The organism is Dokdonella sp. (assembly GCF_036518555.1).
Taxonomy (GTDB): domain Bacteria; phylum Pseudomonadota; class Gammaproteobacteria; order Xanthomonadales; family Rhodanobacteraceae; genus Dokdonella_A.
Map to the genome: position 1 here is coordinate 1 of NZ_DATDMY010000200.1, position 2,546 is coordinate 2,546.

The window sequence follows — 2,546 nt, forward strand, 5'->3', positions numbered from 1 at the left end:
CGTACGGCCGTCTCGCGCGGCGCGCCGACGGCGCGGTGCAACCTCGTCCGCACCCGCCGTGATATCCGCGCGTGCGTTTCCCCGCTTGCATGACGGACTCGACCGCACGCCGCGGTCGCATCGTCGTCGAAACAGGGGATCCACATGACCGACCGTCCTTCCGCCGCGGCCACGACGCCGCCGCGTGCGCGCGCCGATGCATGCGCGCCTTCGCGCCCGCATGCGCTCCATCGCTTCCTCGCGCTCCTGCTCGCGTTGCTCGCGGGCGTTTCGATCGCGCACGCCGACCCCGACCCGTACGTGTTCGAAAGCCACGCACCGGGCGATCTCGGCGGCGGCCTCGCGGTCGGCACCAACCCGGTCGGCCTCACGTTCCGCCTGCTCGAACGCACCGCGCTCAGCGAGATCGGCGTGCACGCACGCGGCAATGGGACGACCACCGTCTATGCGGCGCTCCATCGCCTCGCGACGCCCGAGACCGTGCCCGACGTCGCGGGCGACAGCCGCCTCATCGGCACGACGTTGCTGCAGCCGGGCACGACGACCGCCGACGTCGCCGGCCCGCTCGCGGTCACGCTCGAGCCCGGTTGGTACGCGATCACCGTCGGCATCGGCCGCTACGGCGCGACCGCGTCGACCTGGGCGACGACCGTGCCGAACGTCTGCGCGACGTGGCCGTGCCCGACCCAGGCAGGCCAGACGGTCGGCCCGTACACGGTCAATGCGACGACCAATGCGCGCTCGCTGCAGGGCACGACCGTGCGCATCTTCGCGCGTGGCCAGACGCTGCCGCCGTCGCCGCCTGCGGCGACCGCATTCCTCGTCGAGAGCGCGCGCCCGTCGGCGTGGAAATCGACGCAGACGAGCGGGATGGTCTCGCCGGGTCGCGCGGTCGCGGTGCGCTTCACCATCGACCGCGCCGCGCGCGCGCGGCGCGTCGGCGCGTGGATGTTCTCCGGCGCCGGCAACGTCTACGCGGCGATCGTGCGCATCCCCGGGCCGACCGCGAATGCACCGTTCCCGGGTACGGCCGCATTCACGAACGCGCTCGTCGGCTCGGCCGTGTTCGACGTCGGCAACGCCGTCGACGAATACGGTGCCGACCTGCCCGATCTCGCGCTCGCACCCGGCGCCTACGCGCTCGTGATCGGCTCGGGCCTGTTCGGAGCGAGCGGGTCCGCGCTCATGCAGAGCGTCGTCGATCAGATCGTCATCGACGATGCGTCGCTCTGGAACAGCCAGTGGGGACCGTTCTGGGCGCCGGCGACGCCGACCGACCACTACAACGTGCGCCTCACGGGCATCGTGCCCGAACTGTCCGCCGAGGCGATCGCCTTCGGCGACGTGCCGCTCGGCGTGACCGCGACGCGCACCGTCACCGTGCGCAACCTGCGCGCGGGCGACTTGCACCTCGGCGGCATCGCGCTCGCGGCAGGCAGCGAGACCGCGTTCGGCCTCGACGCCGATGTCGCCGCCTGCGCGGGCACGACCGTGCCCGCGCTCGGGCAATGCACGTTCTCGCTGCATTTCACGCCCGACGCGCTCGGCGCGCACGCCGCTCAGGTCGAGGTCGAGAGCGACGGCGTTCCCGCCACGTTCGCGGTCGCCGCGTCCGGCAGCGGCATTCCGGCGTGGATCGTCACGCCGGCCGCGGGCGTGCACGGGTCGATCGCACCCGCGACGCCGCAGATCGTCGGAGCCGGCGCGACGCTCGCGTTCACGCTCACCCCGGACGACGGTTACCACGTCGACACGGTCGGCGGAAGCTGCGGCGGCACCCTCGCGGGCAACGTCTACACGATCGCCGCGGCGAGCGCCGACTGCACGGTCGAGGCGAGCTTCGCGCTCGACCCGCCGACCGCGTTCGCTCCGGTCGGCGGCTCGCCGCAGTCGGCCGAAGTCGACGCGGTATTCGCGGCACCGCTGCAGGTGCGCGTGGCCAATGCGGCCGGCATCGGCGTGCCCGGCGTCACGGTATCGTTCACGGTACCCGCGAGCGGTGCGAGCGCACTCGTCGCGGCGAGTTCGACGACCGGCGCGGACGGCGTCGCGAGCGTCGAGGCGCGCGCGAACACGATTGCCGGCGACTACGCGGTGACCGCGGCCGTGGCCGGCCTCGCCGGCGCGGCGTCGTTCCAGCTGCACAACGAGGCCGGCGCGCCGGTACAGCTCGCGGTCGCCGCCGGCACGCCGCAGAGCGCGGTCGTCGACAGCGACTTCGCGCAACCGCTCGCGGTGCGCGTGACCGACGCGCACGACAATCCGGTCGGCGGCGTCGCGGTCGCGTTCGCCGCACCCGCGAGCGGCGCATCCGCGATCGTCGCGGCGAGCGCGCCGACCGGCGCCGACGGCATCGCGCAGGTCGATGCGCGCGCGAACACCGTCGCCGGCAGCTACACGGTGACCGCGAGCTCGCCCGCGCTGCAAGGCAGCGCGTCGTTCGCGCTGCAGAACACGGCGGGCCCGCCCGCGCACGTGGTCGCGACCGGCGGCGTGGCGCAAAGCGCGGTGGTCGAGAGCGCGTTCGCCGAACCGCTCGCGCTGCG

At 73.9% G+C, this 2,546-nt stretch carries 1 protein-coding gene; it reads left to right on the top strand.

Going from position 1 to position 2,546, the window contains the following annotated elements:
* Nucleotides 1-144 precede the first annotated feature (144 nt).
* The coding region (locus tag VI238_RS11325; protein WP_331651373.1) for an Ig-like domain-containing protein at nucleotides 145-2,546 on the top strand (2,402 nt) is incomplete at its 3' end.